We start from the raw sequence: 18,775 nt of genomic DNA on the forward strand, positions 1-18,775 counted from the left end.
AAGCGAACAAGCCCCACAAGGTTTCCGATGTTGTCTAGGCCCACCGTCAAGCATCAGCTGAGACCAGAACGTCAAACATCACCTGAGACTCGACAACTGGTTCGTGGCCTGGGTGCGAATTCGTAGGCGCAGGTCGGGAGTTGCCTGCCCTGGCGGTGGAGTAGGGGCAGGTAGGAGACCGGTCGTGCTGTCCAGGCGATGCGGGTGCTGTGCTGGGTGAGCGTGAGGCTGAAGGAGCGCCCGTGGTGCAGTGCTTGGGCTGAGTGTGTCTGTCCGTCTGTCACCCAGTAGCGGGCTTGGCGGTAGGGCTCGTCGTCCAGGGCGGGGGCGATGGTGAGGAGGCTGGTGCGTACCCAGTGGATGGCTTGCCGCGGGGTGGTGGCGTCGAAGGAGCCGAGTAGGGCGGGGGCGGTTCCGGTTGCCGGGCTCTGGGTCCAGCATTCGCACCAGTAGCCGTGCCGGGTGAGGGTTGCGGGGCTCATCGTGCGCTCCTGGTGGCGCGGGCGGACAGGGCGTACCGGGTGGTGTCGTCGAAGACGGTGAAGGTGTAGGTCTCGCCCCTCGTCAGGAGTGAGAGTGCGTGCTCGTGCTCGGCTTGGTCGCCGAGCCAATGGAGTACGGGCTTGGCTGCGGGGGTGTCGAGCTGGTCTGCGATGTGGCCCGCCCGGTGGAGCAGCCAGCGCAGGGCCAGCCGTGGAGTGGGTGCCGAGCATGTCCCGAGCGCGAAGGACCGGCCCGTTGCCGGCACGTAGGCGGCTGCTTCGCAGTGGTAGGCGCGCTTCGATGTCGCGCTGCCGGAGCGATGCCGGCGGAAGCTTGCTGGCTGAGGGGGCGCTGTGCAGCTCTGATGTTTGAGTGCCTGGTGCGGAAATGGGTGCGTCGAAACGATCAAGCTTCGGAGGTTGCGTGACATCGGCCCTCCCTGGGGTGACCTGCACGTTTGCACGGCAAAGCTGGGGTACGGCTGACGCGAAGGAGCCACGGCCGTACAATTAGTACCAGCACCGTACCCCGTGTGCGGATAGCGCAAATGCGGGATCGTACTTTTCGTGCGGGTTATCGCCGCATACGGTTCACGCTGAGGTGTGGTGCCGAGACGAGTGATCAGCGAAGGGAGAACGCATGTTCGGGCTGATGGTGCGCTTCACGTGCAAGGACGAGGACGCCGCGGCACAATTCGATGCCCTGGTCTCGCGCACTGGGGAATTGATCAAGGAGAACGAGCCGGGCACGCTGATCTACGCAGTTCACCGCGTAGACGGCCGGCCACTGGAACGGATCTTCTACGAGCTCTACCGCGACCGGGGCGCTTTCGAGGCTCACGAGTCGCAGGATTACGTCCAGACGTTCCTCGCTCAGCGGGACCTGTACGTAGCCGATGTCCAGGTGGACCGTTTGGACCTCACGTCCGGCAAGGGCGTCGACGTTGAGCACTGAGTACGCGAAGGCGCTCGGCCGGAAGATCGCCTTCAATCGCAAACGTCGCGGCCTGTCCCAGAAGGAGTTCGCCCGGCTCCTGGAGCGTTCAGAAGCGTGGGTCTCCCAGGTGGAACGCGGAGTGCGCCGGATCGACCGCATGACGGTACTGGAGAAGGTCGCCGACGCCCTCGACCTTCCGGTGGGGGAACTGGCCGCCGAGGCTCCGATCGTCGCCTCGGTCGCAGACGGCGAGCCCCCAGGTGCCAACCGGCTTCGCCTGGTGCTGAGCGCCGCACACTCCCTGACCGCCATCCTCGACCGGCACGAACCCCCGGATGTCCCCGCGCTGAGCGCCCAGGTCGACCGGGCGTGGTCCCTTGCGCACGGCGGGAACTACGCGGACTTGGCGGAACTCCTGGAAGAGCTGGTCCCCTCTCTGGAGGGGGCCGTGCGGTCCGGCCCCGAAGAGCAGCGTCCGCAGCTCTTCCGGTTGATGGCCGCCATGTACCACACGTGCAGCGGCGCCCTGGCCAACATGGGCGAAGCGGAAGCGGCATGGATCGCGGTTGACCGCGCCGTGGTCGCTGCCGAGCGCGCTGATGATCCGCTCCTGATGGCGGCCGGGGAGTTCCGGTTGTCCATCGTCTTCCTCGGGGCCCGCCACTTCGAACAGGCGGCGCAAGCCTCCGGGACCGCCGCCGACGCACTCCGCCCCCTCACGGACTCCGGGGAGGCCGCGGCGGTGGCCCTTCGTGGCGCTCTGACGCTTCAGCGAGCTGTCGCCGCCGCACGCCTGAATGACGCTGACGCCGCGTACGACTTCCTGAGCGAAGCCCGGTCCATGGCGCAGCAGGTCGGAGAGGGGCGCAACGACTACAACACCGAGTTCGGGCCGACGAACGTCGGCCTGCATGAGGTCTCGGTGGCGGTGGACCTGGGCGACGCCGGCGTCGCGTTGCGAGCCGCACGGGACATTGACGCCTCCGCGCTCTCCTCGGAGCGTCAGACGCGCTTCAACCTCGACATCGCCAGAGCGCAAGCCCAGCGGCGACAGGTCGGACCCGCGGTCGAAGCGCTGCTCAAGGCGCGCGAACTGTCACCGGAGATGGTGCGCGCCATGCCTCTGGTCAAGCAGCTCGTTTCGGACCTGCTGACCATGAGCCAGCCACCATCCGACCAGCTCAGAGGGCTGGCGAACGAGCTGGGCGTACAAGAAGTGCGGACTAGTACGTGAAGTACTAGACAGTACTTGGAGTACGGGTTACTGTGGTGAGCGTCAACATGCCCCTCTGCAACCAGCAGGGCAGGGGGTGTTGGCATGCGAAAGCGCACCGACGCGGGAAGGCAGACCCGCACCGATGCGCTTCAGAGGCCACAGAAGAGATGTGGCCTGAGCGGGAGGCAGCCCACTCAGGCCGGGTGCGTCGTTGGCATCAACGCTTCTCGAAGCGTATCGCGCCCAGTCGGTAAGCGGTCAACCTCCCGTTGCGTGACTATTTGTTGTCTTATGCCCCGAAATGGGGCAATCGCAAAGGGAGTACTGCGTCGTGCGAACGATCCGTATTGACACGTCCACCGCGACAGTCCTGCTGACCGAGATCCCCGAGCCGAAGGTGCGGGACCGCCAGACGGGCGAGATCGCCAAGGACGCCACCAGCGGTGAGTCGCTGATGAAGGTCGGCGTCGTCTACATCGATGAGGGCGAGTCCTCGCTCATCCACGTCACCGTTCCCGAGAGCGGCATTTCCGAGGGGCTGGCGCTGGGGGCGCCGGTTTCCCTGCCGGGTCTGGTGGCTCGGCCGTGGGAGTCGGTGTTCAACGGTCAGCAGCGGCACGGCATCGCCTACCGGGCTGCCGCTGTCGCGCCGGGTGCCGTTCCGGCAGGTGTGGGGGCCTGACCGTGTCCGAGCTGATGACGCTGGTGGAGGTAGGCGGCCCGGTTGCCGGTATGGGTGCTGGTGCCGCCTACCTCCGGGCCCGGCACCCGGCCGCCTACTGGTCGGCCGTGGGCATGCCCGCTTCGGCTGTGCGGCTGGTGGGCTCCTACGGGTCGGTCATGCATTCGTGCGGGCTGACGGTGCAGCCGTCCCGTCTGCGGGCGTTGGCTGTGCGGGCGGCCACTCGTCGTGAGGTGCGGCCGGTGCCTCCTCGTCGGGGGATGCTGCGGCCGACCTCGACGGGCCTGCGGATACGTCTGCGGCTCGCTCCGGGGCAGGAGCCTGCCGACGTGGATGCTTCCGCTGAGCGGCTGCGGCATGCCTGGGGTGTGCATGGCGTCTACGTGGAGCCGGTCAAGCCCGGTGTGGTCGAACTGCGCCTGGTCGGCTTCGACGTCTTGCAACGAGTTCGGATGCCGCGCAAGGCGGGAGGCGGGTTCCTGCGGGTGCCGGTGGCACTGCGGGAGGACGCAACCGCCTTCGTCCGCGACTACCGCGCCATCCCGCATGAGCTGGTGCTCGGAGCCACGCTGTCGGGCAAGTCGATGTACCTGCGACACCTGATCACCGGCCTCGCCGCTCAGCCGGTCGCGCTGGCCGGCATCGACTGCAAGCGAGGCGTGGAACTGGCGCCGTTCGCGCCCCGGCTCTCCGCCCTGGCGACCGACGCGGGGCAGGCCGCCGAGCTGCTGCCCACGCTCGTACAGGAGATGGAGGACCGCTACGACCTCATCCGCGCCCGCCAGGGCATCGCCCCCACCACTCCGGATGAGGAGATCACCTCGGACGTGTGGGGCCTGCCCGAGGCGGAACGGCCGGTGCCGATCGTGCTGTTCGTGGACGAGGTGGCCGAACTGTTCCTCGTCGCCACGAAGAAGGACGAGGAGCGGCGGGATGAGATGGTCACCCAGCTCATCCGCCTCGCGCAGCTCGGCCGTGCTGCCGGGATCTATCTGGAGGTGTGCGGGCAGCGTTTCGGGGCCGAGCTGGGCAAGGGCGCCACCATGCTCCGGGCCCAGCTCTCCGGCCGCGTCTGCCACCGCGTGAACGACGAACCCTCGGCCAAGATGGCTCTCGGGGACATCGCCCCCGAAGCGGTCGGCGCCGCCTGCACCATTGCCCCCGAACGCCCCGGCCTGGCCGTGGCCGGCGACACCTCCGGTGGCTGGTCCCGCATCCGCACCCCGTACCTGTCCCTGGCCGACGCTGCCGCTTGCTGTGAGCGCACCGCGCACCTGGTGCCGGACCTGCCCGCGCTCAAGCCCTTCCGGCCCGCCGTCTCTGCTGTCCGGCCTGCCTCGCTGACCAAGCCCCGGCCCGCCACCGCCTGACCTTCCGCTCTCTCCGATCCGGCCGGCGCGCCTGCCCTCGCGCCAAGTCCCTACCCCTCCCATGCCGAAAACCGAAAGGAGGTGCCCCCATGCGCGCCCACCTCGCCCGCGTCGATGCCGTGCTCGTGCAAGCGGTCATCGCTGCTGCGCTGTCCTTCGCGCACCTGCACGACCTGGCCTCGGCCGCCGGGCAGGACGGATGGAAAGCCTGGGCCTACCCGGTGTCGGTCGACCTGCTGTTGGTCGCGGCCTGGCGTCGGCTGCGCTCCGGGCGGGACCGCGCTGCGGGCTGGTGCTGGTTCCTCGTCGCCCTCACCGCATCCCTCGGCGCCAACATCGCCACCGCCGGGCTCCTCGACCTGGACGACGTTCCCGACTGGCTGCGCATCCTCGTCGCCGGATGGCCTGCCCTGGCCTTCCTCGGCGGAACCCTCCTCGCCCACACCACGGAGACTCCGGCCGAGCCGGCCGCCGAGCAGTCGACCGGCCCTGAGATTGCAGAGCCTGCGCCCGCACCTTCCGTACCGGCCGCCTCGGAGCTCCCGGCGTCGTCCACCGCGGCTGTTCCGGCCGCCCTGGTCGAGCACGCGCGCAAGATCGCCACCGCTCATCAGGAGCGCACCGGCACACCCATCGACACCCCGACCCTCCGCGCCCGCCTCGGCGTCCCCGCACCCCTCGCCGAGCAGATCGCCGCCCAGCTCACCTGACCGAACCGGAGGACCTGCCATGACCGGACACCTGCCCGACAGCTTCGACTACCTCGACGCGGCCCACGAGATGGCCCACACCGGCCACCCCGTGCTCGCCCGGCTCCTCGCCGAAGAAGCCGCCGCACTGACCACCGACACGGACGAAGCCGCCTGCATCCTGCGCCACTTTCCCGCCCCCGCATCCCTGCGACTGAAGGACTGCTGATGCCGCTCAACCGCCGATTCCGCTCCGTGACCCGCATCGGCCCCGTACAGGTCGGCACCGCCCACGACGGCCGTGGACGTGAGAAGCACACCGCCGCCTGCACCGCCCCGCGCTGTGGCTTCTCCGCCGACTACGACTCGCGTGCCGCCGCCGAGCTGGCCGCCCGTACCCACCGCTGCCCTATCCGCTGAAAGGAGAGCTTCCCGTGTCCGTGAATCTGCCCCTGGTCGTCGTCCTGGGCTTGTTGGTGTGGGGCGCTGTGAAGTTCCTCGGTGTCCGTGTCTGGCTCGTCGTCGTGATCGCGCTGTTCGGCTTCTACCTCGCCGACACCTTCCTCGCCCCCGCCATCGACAACGGCACCCGCACCGGAGTCGAGACCGTCAACGGCAACCACGACTGACAGGAGACCCGCCGATGTTCCTGCGCCCCCAACTCCCCGACACCCACACCCCGAACCTGCCCACGACCGCCCAGCACGCGCACGTCCCGGCCTGCGGCTGCCAGCACTCCGCACCCGTCGCCATGCCTCCGCAGCGCTCGCTGCCGACGGTCGGCTCGGGGGCCGTCGCGGCCGTGGTGGTCGGCGGCGTGGTCGTCGTCGCGTTGCTGGCTGCGGTCGTCGTGACGGCCGTCTCGGTCGCCGTGGCTGCGCTGGTCCTGCGCTCGCTCCTCGGCTCCCGCAGCAACGTGCATCACCGCTGAGTGGCTACCGGGGCGGTCTCGATACCGCCAAGCATCCACCGCCCCGGCAGCCCGGCCCCTTCCCCCACCCCGTAGGTCAGAGAAGGAGAAGCACCATCATCGCGCGCACCACCCCCGCCCCGCTCACCGACCTGGCAAACCTCGCCGCAGCCGGCTCCCTGCCCGGTATTCTCCGCCAGCTCTCCGGCCTGGGCGGCTGCACCAATCCCGTCCGCCTAGCCGGCCACCGCACCGAACACAACCTCGACACCATGACTGGCGAGATCGGCCCGGCCCTGCGCCGCCTCGACTCCGCCGAGCTGCCTGCCGGTGATCTCCTCGTCCGTTGCGGCAACCGGCGCACCACCCGCTGCGCAGCCTGCGCCGAGACGTACCGCCGCGACACCTTCCACCTCATCACCGCCGGACTACGCGGCGGCAAAGGCACCCCCGAGACCGTGACGACACACCCGCGCGTCTTCGCGACGTTCACCGCACCGAGCTTCGGTCCGGTCCACAACCGGCCCGGCACCGGTGCCTGCCGTTGCGGCCGTCGTCACGCTGCCGACGATCCGGCGCTCGGGTCGCCGCTGGACCCGGACCGGTACGACTACGAAGCCGCGGTGCTCTGGAACGCCCACGCGGGCGCACTGTGGCGCCGCTTCTCCATCCACCTCCGCCGGGAGATCGCTCGCCGCGCGGGCCTGACCCAACGGGAGCTCCCGGAACGCGCTCGCGTCTCGTTCGCGAAGGTCGCCGAGTACCAGAAGCGCGGCGCCGTCCACTTCCACGCCGTCATCCGCCTCGACGGCCCAGCCGGCGGCGACACCCCGACCCCGCACTGGGCATCCGCCGAACTGCTGGGCGACGCCATCCGTGCCGCAGCATCCCGTGCAGTCGTGCCCGGCCCCGTCCTCGATGGTCGCCCGCACACGTTTGCCTTCGGCCGCCAGCTCGACATCCGCACCATCCACGGCCCCGACCTCGACGGCGGCCAAGCACTCACCGACCGCGCGGTAGCGGCCTACATCGCCAAGTACGCCACCAAAGGCGCCGAGACAGCCACCGGCACCCTGGACCGCCGCCTGCGCTTCGTCGCCGAGCTGGCAGGCATGGACCTGCCCCCGCACGCGGAACGCCTCATCCGCACCGCCTGGGCCCTCGGCGCACGCAAAGACCTCGCACACCTCCGCCTCCGCGCCTGGGCCCACATGCTCGGCTTCCGCGGCCACTTCTCCACCAAAACCCGCCGCTACTCCACCACCCTCGGCGCCCTCCGCACCGCCCGCGCCGAATGGCAACGCCTCCAAGCCGCCATCGCACGCGACGAAGACCCACAGCCTGTGGACGACGAAGAGACAACACTCGTCCTCGCCCACTGGGCCTACGCGGGAACCGGTCTCACCGCCACGGAGGAGTGGCTGGCCGCATCCCTCGCCGACACCCCAACAATCCCCACTTCGAAAGGAGACGCCGCCCGATGACGGCGACCACGACCACCATCACGCCCAAGTGGCACACCACGGCCGAAGTTGCCGCCATGCTCGGCTTCGGCCTCTCCAAGACAAAAATGCTCGTCCTCACCGGAGAGATTCGCTCGGTCAAGGTCGGCCGTAACCGCCGCGTGCTTCCGGCCTGGGTGGACGAGTACATCGAGCGCTGTGCGGCGGAAGCCGAAGGAATCGGCGCCGAGAGGTGGTCCGCATGAGCGGCAAGCGGGGCAACGGCGAAGGCTCCATCTATCCCTACCGCAACGGCTTCGCCGCGTACGTCTGGGTCACTACCCCGGACGGCAAGCGCAAGCGCAAGTACGTCTACGGCAAGACCCGCTCAGAGGTCCACGAGAAGTGGCTGAAGCTCCACAACGAGGCCAAGAAGGGCCCGGTGGCCACTCGGCACCGCACCGTGGCCACCTTCCTCGACTACTGGCTGACCTCGGTCGTGAAGCCCAACCTGGCGCCCCTGACATACGTCGCGTACGAGGGTGCCGCGCGCCTTTACATCGTGCCCCGCCTCGGCTCCAAGCGGCTCGACAAGCTGACGGTTCGCGACGTGCGCGAGTGGCTGACGAAGCTCGCCGACACCTGCCAGTGCTGCGCCCAGCGCAAGGACGCCAAGCGCCGTCCCGAGCGGCAACGCTGCTGCGCCATCGGCGAGTGCTGCGAGCAGTACCCGAGCGGGCGGGTCGTCCAGATCGCCCGGGACACCCTCCGCGCGGCTCTGAGTCAGGCCGTGGTCGAAGAGGAGATCCCGCGCAACGTCGCCAAGCTCGTACGTGTCCCGAAGCCCCGGCGCCGGAAGGTCAAGGCGTGGTCGGTCGGCGAAGCCAGCCGCTTCCTGGAACACGCCGTCACGTCCGACGATCCGCTGTACGCCGCGTGGGTCCTGGCGCTCACTCTCGGGCTCCGGCGCGGTGAGATCCTCGGCCTCACGTGGGAGTCCATCGACTTCGACGCCGGAGAGCTCTACATCGACCACCAGCTACAGCGTGCGGGCCGTGAGGTCCTGCACCGCGAGACGAAGACGGAGGACTCGGAGGACTTCCTCCCCCTGCCGGAACTCTGCCTCGCAGCGCTGCGGCAGCGTCGCCAGCAGCAACAGGAGGACCGGGAGGCGGCCGGAGAGCTCTGGCAGGACGTGCATGGGCTGATCTTCACCACTCGCTACGGGACACCGATCGAGCCCGGCAACCTCACCCGGGCCTTCGCCGTCCGCATCCGCCAAGCCGGCGTCCGCGCGATCCCGCTCCGGAACACTCGGCACACCACCGGTTCGCTGCTCGTCGCCATGAAGGTGCACCCCAAGGTGGCGCAGCGGATCTTGCGGCACTCCAAGTTCACGATGACCTTCGACGTGTACTCGGAGGCCAGTGACGAGGAGATCCGCGAAGCACTGCAACGGCTCTCCCGCAGCTTCGGCCAGAGCCCACCGGACGACGCCGAGGAGTCCGACGAGGACTCGTAGCGGCCCGTAACGATCACCCCGGTTGCTGTACTTCGCTGCTGTACGGCATCACAGAGGCCCCGCATCGATCATGATGCGGGGCCTCTGACCTGCGGAGCCGCCTGTCGGATTCGAACCGACGACCTTCTGTTTACAAGACAGATGCTCTAACCAGCTGAGCTAAGGCGGCGGGGGGTGCGTCGCTCGTGCAGTGTACCTGGGAGATGGATCGTGATGCTTGCGACTACTGACAAACGGGCGTGCAACGGCTAGCGTCTCGCCAGGTCCACGCAGTGGACTACACCTCCCTTTACGACGGATCGTCCGGCACGTACCTGCCGGTGAAGGAGAAGCGAACATGGCCACGGTCACCTATGACCAGGCGACCCGGGTGTACCCCGGCGCCGACACCCCCGCCGTCGACAAGCTCGACATCGAGATCGCGGACGGGGAGTTCCTCGTTCTCGTCGGTCCCTCCGGCTGCGGCAAGTCCACCTCGCTGCGGATGCTCGCCGGCCTGGAGGACGTGAACGAGGGCAACATACGCATCGGCGAGCGCGACGTGACCCACCTTCCGCCGAAGGACCGGGACATCGCGATGGTGTTCCAGAACTACGCGCTCTACCCGCACATGTCCGTGGCCGACAACATGGGCTTCGCGCTCAAGATCGCGGGTGTGGCGAAGACCGAGATCCGCAAGAAGGTCGAGGACGCGGCCAAGATCCTCGACCTGACCAAATACCTGGACCGCAAGCCCAAGGCGCTCTCCGGCGGTCAGCGGCAGCGGGTCGCGATGGGCCGGGCCATCGTCCGGGAGCCGCAGGTCTTCCTGATGGACGAGCCGCTCTCCAACCTGGACGCCAAGCTCCGCGTCCAGACCCGTACGGAGATCGCGAGCCTCCAGCGGCGCCTCGGCATCACCACCGTGTACGTCACCCACGACCAGGTCGAGGCCCTGACGATGGGCGACCGGGTGGCCGTGCTCAAGGATGGGCTGCTCCAGCAGGTCGACAGCCCGCGCAACATGTACGACCGGCCCGCCAACCTGTTCGTCGCGGGCTTCATCGGCTCCCCCGCCATGAACCTGGTCGAGGTTCCGATCACCGACGGCGGCGTCAAGTTCGGCAACAGCGTGGTGCCGGTCGAGCGCGAGGCCGTCGGTTCCGCGGCGGACAAGGGCGACAAGACGGTCACGGTCGGTGTCCGTCCCGAGCACTTCGAGATCGTCAACGGTGAGGGCGGCGGCAAGGGCCTCTCCAAGGACGAGCACGCCGGCGTTCCCGTCACGGTGAACGTCGTCGAGGAGCTGGGCGCCGACGGCTACGTCTACGGCACCGCCGACATCGGCGGCGAGCAGCGCGACCTGGTGGTCCGGGTGCCCGGCCGCAGCGTTCCGGAGAAGGGCTCCACCATCCACGTGGTGCCGCAGGGCGGCGAGGCCCACGTCTTCGCCACCTCGTCCGGCGAGCGCCTCAGCGACTGAGTGCCTGAGCGCCTGAGCGCCTGAGCGCCTGAGCGCCTGAGCGCCTGAACGGCAGCCGCCCCGCGGGGCGGCTGCCCGTGGGGCCGCTTCCTTGCGCAGCTCGGTGCCCTCGCACCTGACGTTCCGCTTCCGCGCGATGCGGTTCCCGGCCCCATGCGAGCACTTCGCCCGCATGGGGCCTGCGCTGTGCAGGCCCGGTCCACCGCGCGGGCCCCGATTCCGACCCGGATCGGGGAGCACCGCTCTGCCCTTCCCGCCCCGTCTCCGCCTGCCTCACGCCGCCCCCGGCCTGTCGCACGCCGCCCCCCGGCCTGTCGGTCCGTGCGGGCCGGGCTTCTGCTCCGTATCCTCGTCTCGTCCTGCCGGCTCCCTCTGCTGCGGGGCCGCCGTGCGGGGCGTACCGACCTCCGACGTCATCTCAACGCCGCAGTGTTCCCCCTCCCGTGCGATGCCTCTTCGAACAAGCCGGGTTCCCGTCCCTCGAAGTGGTGACAAAATGTCGCCAAATCACCACACTCCGCTACCATCGCGGGCGTGAACCATGCAGCCCGCCGTATCGGCCGATCCCTCGCACTCGTACTCCCGGTCGTGCTCGTCCTGTCCGGGACCCTCGCCGTCACGTATGTTCCGTGGGCATCCGCGCCCGCGGACGCACCGGTTCTCGCCTCCTCGGCACAGAAGGCGTCGGCGGACACCGCCTCGACGCCCGCCGGGCCGGCGAGCCGCCACACGCCGGAGCACCAGCTCCGGGACCGGCTCATCGCCGAACTCCAGGAGCAGGACCCCGGGGTGGCGTTGAACAGTCTCCAGCGCGCCATCGCCCGCAAGCCCTCGCTCGCCGGCCACTGTGCCTCGATCGCCCGGGCGCTGGGGAAGGCCGCCGTCCACAAGTACGGGGCCCAGCGCGCGCAGCGTTTCTCGCGGCCGGTGTGCGACACCTCGTTCGCCTACGGGGTCGCGCAGTTGAGCTGACACCGGAAGCGCGCGAAAGCGCCGGAAGCGCCTGGCCGGGGCGCGTCGACCGGCGCGGGTCGTGTGGCGCATAGGCTGCGCCACATGACCCAGCACCCGACCCAGGCCGTGATCCTCGCCGGTGGACAGGGATCACGGCTGCGGCCGTACACCGACGACCGCCCCAAGCCGATGGTGGAGATCCCCGGCACGGGAGTACCGATCATCGGCCACCAGTTGGCCTGGCTCGCGGCCGAAGGCGTCTCCGACGTCGTCGTCTCCTGCGGTCACCTCGCCGAGGTGCTCGACGAGTGGCTCACGCAGGCGGAACTCCCCTGCCGCGTCACGACGGTGGTCGAGCGCGAGCCGCTGGGGCGCGGTGGCGGGCTCAAGTTCGCGGCGCGTTCGCTGCCGCGGCCCGACGAGCCCTGGTACGCGACCAACGGCGACATCTGGACGCGCTTCTCGCTGCGCGAGATGGCCGACTTCCACGCCGAGCGCGACGCCACCGCCACGCTCGCGCTCGCGCGCCCGCGCATCCCCTGGGGTGCGGTGGAGACCGACGAGTTCGGTCACGTCCTCGACTTCATCGAGGCTCCGCCCTCCCCCTATCTGATCAACGCGGGCGTCTACGTCTTCTCCCCCCGGTTCGTCGGCCTGCTGCCCGAGCGGGGGGACCATGAGCGGACCACCTTCCCGCGTCTCGCCCGCGAGCGGGCCCTGGCGGGCTTCCCGCTTCCGCAGGGCTCGTACTGGCGGGCCATCGACACCGCGAAGGACCTGCGCGAGGCCGCCCGCGAGCTTGCCGACGGGACCCCGCGCTGAAGCCCTCGGGGTCGTCCTGAACGTTCCTACCGTGCCTTATCGTCCCTGCCACGCCGCCGCGCCTCTCCGACACGCCCCTCCGGCCCCGACAGCTGCCGGGGCCGCGTGCGAGCGAAGAGCGAAACCGAGCCGTACCCGAGCAACCCAACACCCGAGCACCGGGACAGGACCGGACAGGAGAGCCGGGCGACGTCCGGAAACACGAAGCCGGGTGGGGTGGTCGATCTCCGAGGATCGACCACCCCACCCGGCTTCACACGCCCCCGGCCGCCTCGGCGGCGACCCGGCCACGGAAACGGAGCGGCCACCAGGGCCCTCGCCCGCTGCCGCGGGTCAGTGTCCGAGCAGTCCGCCCAGTGCGCCGCGGCGACCGCCGCTGCTGCCGGACGAGGACCCGCTGCCGGAGCCGGACGACGAGGCGCCCGTGCCGGAGGAGTCGCTGGAGCCGCCGGAGCTGGAGCCGCCGCTGCCGCCGGGGTTGGCCTGCGGCTGCTGCGGGGCGGGCTGCTGCTGGGCCGGCGGTGCCGTGGTGCCCTGCTGCTGGCCGGGGGTGGCGGCGCCCTGGCCACTGCCCTGGTTGGCGCCCTGGGTGCGGCCCTGGCTGGGGGTGGACTCGGGGCCGGTGGTGGCCCGCTGCTCGCCGGGGCTGGTCTCCTCCGCCGAGGGGCTGCCGTCCTTGTCCCGGCTGTCCTTGTCGCCGTCCCGCCCGTCGGCGCCGGACGGGCCCTGGGTGGCCTGGCCGGAGCTGGAGCGGCCCGGCTCCTGCGGCATGGGGGAGCCCGGCAGCCGGTTGGTGGGCAGGTCGCCGCGTTCGGACCCGGAGGCGGGCTGCGAGGTGCGGACGGCGCTGCCCAGCAGGGAGCCGACGAGCAGTGCGAGGCCGACGACGACGGTGGCGATGACGGTGCCGCGGCGCAGCACGCGCCGCCGCAGGTCGCGCAGTTCGACGCGGGGGCCGAGCTTGCGCCAGGCCTCGCTCGCCAGCCGGCCGTCGAGGGAGAAGACGGGGGCGCCCGCGATGATCAGGGGGCTCCAGGCGGCGAGGTAGATGATGTCCGGCGCCTCGTAGGCGGGGACGCTGCTCCAGCTGACCGTCATCAGCAGGGCGGCGGAGAGCAGTGCTCCGATCCCGGCGGCGACCCGCTGCCAGAGTCCGAACATGGTCAGTACGCCGACGATGACCTGGAGGAAGGCGACCGTGAGGCCGGCGCCGACGGGGTGCGCGAGGGCGAAGTCCCGCAGCGGGGTGGCGATGGTCCACGGGTCGAGGGAGCGCAGCCAGGTGACCATGGAGCCGCGTTCGCCGCCGTCGAAGTAGACGGGGTCGCACAGCTTGCCCATCCCGGCGTAGACCGTGATGAAGCCCAGGAAGAGCCGCAGCGGGAGCAGGACGACGCCCAGGTTCATCCGGCGGCCCGGGTAGTACGCGTGCCGGACGGTGTCGCGGCGGCGTCGGGCCCCGGTGTCGCCCTGGGTGTACTCGTCCTCGTCGTCCCCGTAGGCGTCGTCCGGGTACGCGTCGTCCCCGTAGCGGGGGCCGCCGGGATGGAGGTCGCCGCCGCGGTGGGTGACGGCCGGCAGTTCGCCGGTTTCCGGTCCGGCCGCCTCGAACTCGCCGGTGTCCTCGTCGAACGCGCTGCGGGCCGGGCGTACGCCCTTCAGCAGTGGTTCGGTGCGGTGTTCGCGCGGCGGCAGCGGGCCGCCGCTCTCGGAGGGCTGGGGACCGCGCGGCGGGCCGACCACGGTGGCCGGGCCGTTGCCGGTGCGGCCCGGGCCCGCGGTGCCGGGGCCCTTGACGCGGGGCAGCGTCTGGGTGGCGGTGGGGTCGGACTCGGCGGTGCCGCCCTCGAAGCCGACCAGGCCCGCCGTGCGGGCGGCCTGGATGAGCTTCGTCGCACCCGTGTCGTCGGGCTCGGGGCCGCCGCTCCACACCACCGGTGTGCGGCGTCCGGCCCCGGGGCGGCGGGTGCCCGCGGGGCTGCCGCCCGCGGTGACCGGCACGGGCCCGGTGTCCTCGAACGCCGGCGCCCCGCGTCCGTCCGCGGGTCCGGGCTGCGACAGCGGCCAGGTCGGCGACGTCGGCACCGTGGCGGTGGCCGCGGGCGACAGCGCGCCCCGGGCATGCACGGCCGAGGCGGCGGACGGTGCGTACGGCATGGCCGCGGTGGGCGGCGCGGCCGCCCCGCCGAGCCGCACGCGGAAGCTCGCGTGGTTGACGACCACCTCGGCGGGGTCGGACGGGACCTTGACCGTGCTCAGCACCGGTTCGTCGTCGAAGAAACCGCGTGGGCTTCCCGCTGGGCTGTGCCCGGAGCCGCGGCCCGAAGCGCCGGGTGCGCGGGGTGTTCTGGTGTCCACACTCATCTAACCGAGTGACGGACGGTTAGGACACTGCCTTGACCGACTCGATCTGTCCGAGGTCCGTCAAGAGATCATCGGAGTGGTGAGCCGGGGAGTGCCGGGGCGCGGCCCGAGGGGCCGCCCGAACTGCCCGGACCGGGTGCGGCCCCCGCGGTATGGCCGGGCCGCTACGACCGCCGTACGCACGGAACGCTGCCGCGCGCCGGAGCGGAACGCTGCCCGCGCGACAGCAGAATACTGCCGGGGCACGCGGAAGCCGTCCGCTCAGCGTCAGGATCGCCCGGCGCCTGGAACCGCTCGGCGTCAGGAACCGCCCGGTGCCAGGAACCCCCCGGCGTCAGGAATCGCCCGGTGCCAGGCATCGCCCGGCGTCAGGCGCGGCGCCGTGCCGCCTCGTAAAGTACGACGCCCGCCGCGACACCCGCGTTCAGCGACTCGGCCCCGCCCGGCATCGGGATCCGCACCCGCACGTCGCAGGTCTCGCCGACCAGCCGCGACAGGCCCTTGCCCTCGCTGCCGACGACGACCACGAGCGGTCCGTCGAGCGCGGCGACCTCGCCGAGTTCCAGTTCGCCGTCCGCCGCGAGGCCGATCACCGTCAGTCCTGCCTTCTGGTACCCCTCCAGCGCACGGGTGAGGTTGGTGGCGCGCGCGACCGGCGTGCGCGCCGCCGTGCCGGCGGACGTCTTCCAGGCACCGGCCGTCATCCCGGCCGCGCGGCGCTCCGGGACGACCACGCCGTGCCCGCCGAACGCGGAGGCGGAGCGGACGACGGCGCCCAGGTTCCGCGGGTCGGTGACCCCGTCCAGGGCGACGATCAGCGGGTCCTCGCCGCGGTCGAAGGCGGCGGCAGCCAGGTCCTCGGGGTGCGCGTACTCGTACGGCGGGACCTGCAGGACGACGCCCTGGTGGTTGAGGCCGTTGGTCATCCGGTCCAGTTCGGGCCGGGGGGCCTCGACCAGGCGGATGCCGCCGCGTTCACCCGCCACGCGGACCGCCTCGCGGACCCGCTCGTCGTTGTCGATGAACTGCTGCACGTACAGCGCGTTGGCGGGGACACCCTCACGGAGGGCCTCCATGACGGAATTGCGGCCCACGACCAGCTCCGAGGTGCCCTTGCTGCCGCGCTGCGGACGCCCCTGGGAGCGGCGGGCCTTCGCCTGCGCGGCGCGCTGCTTGGCGTGGCCCTTGCGCATCTCGGCGGGCGGCGTCGGGCCCTTGCCCGCCAGACCGCGGCGGCGATTGCCGCCGCTGCCGATCTGCGGCCCCTTCTTCTTCCCGGGCATGTGGGCACCTACCTTGCTGTCCGCGGCCTTCGGGGGCCTGTCGTCGACCCGGTCGCGGGTCTGTCCTGGCCCGTCGGGCCTGTCGTCGTTCGTGGAGCGGCCGGCCGATGGCCGGTCGGCCGCAGGGCCGGACGTACGCAGCGCTCGCCGAGCGGTCGGATGTACGTACGGCCTTACCACGGTACCGGTTTCCACTCCGTGGCCCGCGCCCCCTTCCGGGGAGCGGGCCGGAGGTCCCGCCGCGCCCTTCCGGAGAGACGGGCCGCTCTCCGGAGAGGCGGGCCCCCCGGAGAGGCGGGCCCCTTCCGGAGAGGCGGGCCCCTTTCCGGAGAGGCGGGCCCCCTTACGGAAAGACGGGCCTCTCCGCAGCCCGGAGAGGCGAGCGGCAGGCACCCCGGGGCCGGGTCACTCCCCGGCGAGTTCCCAGCGGGGTCCGGCGGGGGTGTCCTCGACGGCGAGCCCCGCGCGCTTGAGCTCGTCGCGGATGGCGTCCGCGGTCGCGTAGTCCTTCCGGGCCCGCGCCGCCTGCCGCTGCTCCAGCACCAGGCCGACCAGCGAGTCGACCACGGAGTCGAGCCGGGCACCGGCGCCGGAGGCCACGCCGGACCACTCGGCGGCGAGCGGGTCCATGCCCAGCACCCCGAGCATGGCGCGGACCTCGGCGACGGCTGTCGCCACGGCGCCGGCGTCGCCGTCGGCCAGTGCGGCGTTGCCCTGCCGGACCGTGGTGTGGACGACGGCGAGGGCCTGCGGCACGGCGAAGTCGTCGTCCATGGCCGCGGCGAACGCCTCGGGCACCTCGGCGGCGGGGGTCACCTGGCCGGCGAGTTCGACTCCGCGCTGCAGGAAGCCCTCGATGCGGCCGAGCGCCGACTCAGCCTCGCGCAGCGACTCGGCGCTGTACTCGATGGTCGAGCGGTAGTGCGGGGTGCCCAGGTAGTAGCGCAGGACGAGGGGACGCCACTGCTTGACCATCTCGCTGACGAGCACCGAGTTGCCCAGCGACTTGCTCATCTTCTCGCCGCTCATGGTGACCCAGGCGTTGTGGGCCCAGTAGCGGGCGAAGTCGTCGCCGAAGGCGCGGGACTGGGCGATCTCGTTCTCGTGGTGCGGGAAGACGAGGTCGACGCCGCCGCCGTGGATGTCGAAGACCCGGCCGAGGTACTTGTGCGCCATCGCGGAGCACTCCAGGTGCCAGCCGGGGCGGCCGGGGCCGAAGGGGGTCTCCCAGCAGGGCTCGCCGGGCTTGGCGGCCTTCCACATGGCGAAGTCACGCGGGTCCCGTTTGCCGGTCTCGCCCTCACCCGCGGGCTGGAGCAGGTTGTCCAGCTCCTGGTTGGAGAGGGCGAGGTAGTCGCCGAAGGAGCGGACGTCGAAGTAGACGTTGCCGTCGGCGGCGTAGGCGTGCCCGCGGTCGATCAGGACCTGCATCATCTCGACCATCTCGGGGATGTGGCCGGTGGCGCGCGGTTCGTTGGTCGGGGGGAGGCAGCCGAGCGCCCGATAGGCGGCGTCGAAGGCGCGCTCGTTCTCGTAGCCGATCGCCCACCAGGGGCGACTCTGCTCGGCGGACTTGGCGATGATCTTGTCATCGATGTCGGTGACGTTGCGGATGAACGTGACGTCGTAGCCGCGGTAGGCGAACCAGCGGCGCATGATGTCGAAGTTCAGTCCGGAGCGGACGTGCCCGATGTGCGGCGGCGCCTGCACGGTGGCACCGCACAGGTAGATCGAGACGCAGCCGGGTTCGAGCGGGCTGAAGTCGCGGATCTGCCGGGCGCTGGTGTCGTACAGGCGAAGAGTCACGGTGCCCAGGGTAGTAGCCCGCCGGGCCGCGCCGTGCCCGGACCGGAGCGGATGCCCCGGCGGGCGGAGTCGGAGCGCGGAGTACCCCGGCCGCGTCGCGCACGAGCGGCCGGGGCGGCCGGCGCCGCCGGCTCAGAGGCGGCCGACGACCTTGTCGACGCTGACCCGCACCACGACCCGCTCGGCGTCCTGGTCGGAGGCGGGGTTGAACTCGGCGTAGCTCTTGCCGACGTACTTGTGGGCCAGCTCGTCGATCAGCTCCTGCCCGCCCTCGGTGGTGAGGGAGGCGGTGCCGCGCAGTTCGGCGTAGGTGTAGGGCGCCGTGGCCGGGTGCACCAGGACGGTCACCCGCGGGTCGCGCCGCATGTTGCGGGTCTTGCGGCGGTCCACGGTGGTGGAGATGAGCAGGTCCTCGCCGTCGCGCTTCACCCACACCGGCGACACCTGGGGGCTGCCGTCGGGCTGGATGGTGGCGACGGCGACGAAGACCTCTCCGTCGAGTACCTTCTTCAGTTCCTCGGAGAGCACCTGCTGGGCCACGGGAACGGCTCCCTTCCTCATTCGCGATGCGGGCCGCGGGCCTGACCGGACACCGTGGGGCCGCGGACGGCCCGGCGGTCTTGCCTGCCGGGACGGTATCTCACATCCGGTCGGCGGCGGGGGTGTACGCGTCGGGTCGGCGTCAGCGCTTTCCGCCAGCCTTCGCGGGGTCGGTTCCCCTCCGCGGGTGGCCTGGCTCCGTGGGGGCACGCCCCCGTTGTTTTTCGGCTGTCGCCGAGAGGTCGTGTCGGGGGGCGCTGCCCCCCAACGGCCCCCCGCCAAGGGGGCTCCGCC

General features: G+C 71.2%; 21 protein-coding genes and 1 tRNA gene. 15 read left to right on the plus strand and 7 right to left on the minus strand.

Annotated elements, in window-relative coordinates; genetic code table 11:
• Window positions 1–71: 71 nt before the first annotated feature.
• Together ACFYNS_RS31515 and ACFYNS_RS31520 are read right to left on the minus strand one after the other, a co-directional pair.
• Window positions 72–482 (minus strand): hypothetical protein, encoded by a 411-nt coding sequence (locus ACFYNS_RS31515; protein WP_388606303.1) that lies wholly within the window; start codon window positions 480–482, stop codon window positions 72–74.
• Complete coding sequence (locus ACFYNS_RS31520) at window positions 479–748, minus strand: hypothetical protein (protein ID WP_388606305.1); 270 nt, start codon at window positions 746–748, stop codon at window positions 479–481. The genes ACFYNS_RS31515 and ACFYNS_RS31520 overlap by 4 nt, the downstream gene beginning before the upstream one ends.
• Window positions 749–1,122: 374 nt before the next feature.
• Here ACFYNS_RS31520 and ACFYNS_RS31525 point away from each other — a divergent pair, with 374 nt between their 5' ends.
• From ACFYNS_RS31525 to ACFYNS_RS31580, 12 genes are all read left to right on the plus strand, one after another.
• On the plus strand, window positions 1,123–1,437 hold the full coding sequence (locus ACFYNS_RS31525; protein WP_276478579.1) for a putative quinol monooxygenase: 315 nt from the start codon (window positions 1,123–1,125) through the stop codon (window positions 1,435–1,437).
• Complete coding sequence (locus ACFYNS_RS31530; protein WP_388606307.1) at window positions 1,427–2,653, plus strand: helix-turn-helix domain-containing protein; 1,227 nt, start codon at window positions 1,427–1,429, stop codon at window positions 2,651–2,653. Before ACFYNS_RS31525 ends, ACFYNS_RS31530 begins: the two co-directional genes overlap by 11 nt.
• Before the next feature lie 313 nt (window positions 2,654–2,966).
• Window positions 2,967–3,317 (plus strand): hypothetical protein, encoded by a 351-nt coding sequence (locus ACFYNS_RS31535; RefSeq protein ID WP_027760583.1) that lies wholly within the window; start codon window positions 2,967–2,969, stop codon window positions 3,315–3,317.
• Window positions 3,318–3,319: 2 nt separating this feature from the next.
• Window positions 3,320–4,687 (plus strand): FtsK/SpoIIIE domain-containing protein, encoded by a 1,368-nt coding sequence (locus tag ACFYNS_RS31540; RefSeq protein ID WP_388606309.1) that lies wholly within the window; start codon window positions 3,320–3,322, stop codon window positions 4,685–4,687.
• 89 nt (window positions 4,688–4,776) lie between these two features.
• The gene (locus ACFYNS_RS31545; protein ID WP_388606311.1) at window positions 4,777–5,397 is read left to right on the plus strand and encodes a DUF2637 domain-containing protein; all 621 of its coding nucleotides are present in this window, start codon (window positions 4,777–4,779) and stop codon (window positions 5,395–5,397) included.
• A gap of 19 nt (window positions 5,398–5,416) precedes the next feature.
• Window positions 5,417–5,605, plus strand: a complete 189-nt coding sequence (locus ACFYNS_RS31550; RefSeq protein ID WP_388606313.1) for a hypothetical protein — start codon at window positions 5,417–5,419, stop codon at window positions 5,603–5,605.
• Complete coding sequence (locus ACFYNS_RS31555) at window positions 5,605–5,796, plus strand: mobile element transfer protein (protein WP_185017667.1); 192 nt, start codon at window positions 5,605–5,607, stop codon at window positions 5,794–5,796. The genes ACFYNS_RS31550 and ACFYNS_RS31555 overlap by 1 nt, the downstream gene beginning before the upstream one ends.
• Window positions 5,797–5,810: 14 nt before the next feature.
• Window positions 5,811–6,005, plus strand: coding sequence for a hypothetical protein (locus ACFYNS_RS31560; protein ID WP_019355180.1), 195 nt, complete (start codon window positions 5,811–5,813; stop codon window positions 6,003–6,005).
• Between the two features lie 14 nt (window positions 6,006–6,019).
• Window positions 6,020–6,307, plus strand: coding sequence for a hypothetical protein (locus ACFYNS_RS31565; RefSeq protein WP_388606315.1), 288 nt, complete (start codon window positions 6,020–6,022; stop codon window positions 6,305–6,307).
• Window positions 6,308–6,465: 158 nt separating this feature from the next.
• Window positions 6,466–7,770 (plus strand): replication initiator, encoded by a 1,305-nt coding sequence (locus tag ACFYNS_RS31570; protein WP_388606320.1) that lies wholly within the window; start codon window positions 6,466–6,468, stop codon window positions 7,768–7,770.
• Window positions 7,767–7,994 (plus strand): excisionase family DNA-binding protein, encoded by a 228-nt coding sequence (locus ACFYNS_RS31575; RefSeq protein WP_388549833.1) that lies wholly within the window; start codon window positions 7,767–7,769, stop codon window positions 7,992–7,994. The genes ACFYNS_RS31570 and ACFYNS_RS31575 overlap by 4 nt, the downstream gene beginning before the upstream one ends.
• Window positions 7,991–9,250, plus strand: coding sequence for a tyrosine-type recombinase/integrase (locus tag ACFYNS_RS31580; protein ID WP_388606316.1), 1,260 nt, complete (start codon window positions 7,991–7,993; stop codon window positions 9,248–9,250). Before ACFYNS_RS31575 ends, ACFYNS_RS31580 begins: the two co-directional genes overlap by 4 nt.
• A gap of 95 nt (window positions 9,251–9,345) precedes the next feature.
• On the opposite strand, the gene ACFYNS_RS31585 is transcribed toward ACFYNS_RS31580, so the two are convergent.
• Window positions 9,346–9,419: transfer RNA gene (locus ACFYNS_RS31585), tRNA-Thr, on the minus strand.
• Between the two features lie 168 nt (window positions 9,420–9,587).
• Between ACFYNS_RS31585 and ACFYNS_RS31590 the strand changes: the two genes are divergently transcribed.
• The 3 genes from ACFYNS_RS31590 (at window position 9,588) to ACFYNS_RS31600 (ending at window position 12,488) form a co-directional block, all read left to right on the plus strand.
• Complete coding sequence (locus ACFYNS_RS31590; protein WP_360292564.1) at window positions 9,588–10,712, plus strand: sn-glycerol-3-phosphate ABC transporter ATP-binding protein UgpC; 1,125 nt, start codon at window positions 9,588–9,590, stop codon at window positions 10,710–10,712.
• A 534-nt stretch (window positions 10,713–11,246) separates the two neighbouring features.
• Window positions 11,247–11,684, plus strand: coding sequence for a hypothetical protein (locus ACFYNS_RS31595; RefSeq protein ID WP_019355186.1), 438 nt, complete (start codon window positions 11,247–11,249; stop codon window positions 11,682–11,684).
• Between the two features lie 84 nt (window positions 11,685–11,768).
• Window positions 11,769–12,488, plus strand: a complete 720-nt coding sequence (locus tag ACFYNS_RS31600; protein WP_019355187.1) for a nucleotidyltransferase family protein — start codon at window positions 11,769–11,771, stop codon at window positions 12,486–12,488.
• Between the two features lie 333 nt (window positions 12,489–12,821).
• On the opposite strand, the gene ACFYNS_RS31605 is transcribed toward ACFYNS_RS31600, so the two are convergent.
• From ACFYNS_RS31605 to ACFYNS_RS31620, 4 genes are all read right to left on the minus strand, one after another.
• Window positions 12,822–14,852: a hypothetical protein gene (locus ACFYNS_RS31605; protein WP_360292560.1), complete on the minus strand. Its 2,031-nt coding sequence runs from the start codon at window positions 14,850–14,852 to the stop codon at window positions 12,822–12,824.
• A gap of 368 nt (window positions 14,853–15,220) precedes the next feature.
• Complete coding sequence (gene rlmB / locus ACFYNS_RS31610) at window positions 15,221–16,135, minus strand: 23S rRNA (guanosine(2251)-2'-O)-methyltransferase RlmB (protein WP_276476054.1); 915 nt, start codon at window positions 16,133–16,135, stop codon at window positions 15,221–15,223.
• A gap of 405 nt (window positions 16,136–16,540) precedes the next feature.
• Complete coding sequence (gene cysS, locus ACFYNS_RS31615) at window positions 16,541–17,941, minus strand: cysteine--tRNA ligase (RefSeq protein WP_388606318.1); 1,401 nt, start codon at window positions 17,939–17,941, stop codon at window positions 16,541–16,543.
• A 132-nt stretch (window positions 17,942–18,073) separates the two neighbouring features.
• Window positions 18,074–18,502: a PPOX class F420-dependent oxidoreductase gene (locus ACFYNS_RS31620; RefSeq protein WP_360292554.1), complete on the minus strand. Its 429-nt coding sequence runs from the start codon at window positions 18,500–18,502 to the stop codon at window positions 18,074–18,076.
• Between the last annotated feature and the right edge of the window lie 273 nt (window positions 18,503–18,775).

Source organism: Streptomyces sp. NPDC006925, from assembly GCF_042869575.1.
Lineage (GTDB): Bacteria > Actinomycetota > Actinomycetes > Streptomycetales > Streptomycetaceae > Streptomyces.